The organism is Sphingobium sp. DC-2, from assembly GCF_000722555.1.
Lineage (GTDB): Bacteria > Pseudomonadota > Alphaproteobacteria > Sphingomonadales > Sphingomonadaceae > Sphingobium > Sphingobium quisquiliarum.
In genome coordinates this window covers 1-604 of record NZ_JNAC01000149.1, presented here as the reverse complement: position 1 = coordinate 604, position 604 = coordinate 1, and the positions used below count along the sequence as shown (strand labels likewise).

General features: G+C 64.1%; 1 protein-coding gene. It reads right to left on the bottom strand.

The window, feature by feature from the left end; translation table 11 throughout:
* Positions 1-221: 221 nt before the first annotated feature.
* Positions 222-604, bottom strand: a 383-nt coding sequence (locus ET21_RS0123195) for an IS1380 family transposase (RefSeq protein ID WP_030541563.1), incomplete at its 5' end; no start/stop codon positions are given.

The following is a 604-nucleotide window of genomic DNA, read 5'->3' as shown; positions in this document are numbered from 1 at the left end:
CCGACATTCCCCAAGTGGCCTGCCGCTTGACTTCAAGATCGCCTGATTTTGCTCGCTGGGCAAGCGTTTTTCGCCCCGAGCGGTGTCTGTCGTCGCGCAAACGGCCGAAGTCGGGTGGATCAAGCCTCGAACCCGCAGCATTCTGGCCCGGCAGAGCCGCTTTTCCGCGCGGCAGACGGACCTGTCCTGCCGCTTTCGTTCAGCTTGGGCATGGATCGTGGTCATGCGCATGACGGAGGCGTTCGAAGACGGCGGATGGCGGCAAGGACGGCCCGCACCATCGGGCCGGTGACGGCGACCTCGGCCAACTGGAAGGTAATGGCGCGGGCGTGGCGGACGACGCGGGCGCCGATCTTGATCAGCTTGAGTTGCAGGCTGGTCAACGACCAGTCCGCCATGGCCTCGGGCAGTTCGATGCAGCGCAGGAAGGTTGCCAGGTTGTAGGCCAGCGCGTGCAGTTGCAGCCGCACCTCGTTGTGCCGGAACTTCCGGCATGACAGCCGCGTCCAGCGAAAGGCATATTTGCCTTCCTTGATGTGCTGCTCTGCGGTGCCGCGCTGGTTGTAGAACCTCACCACCCAGTCTGGCTCCATCGGCAGGTTGG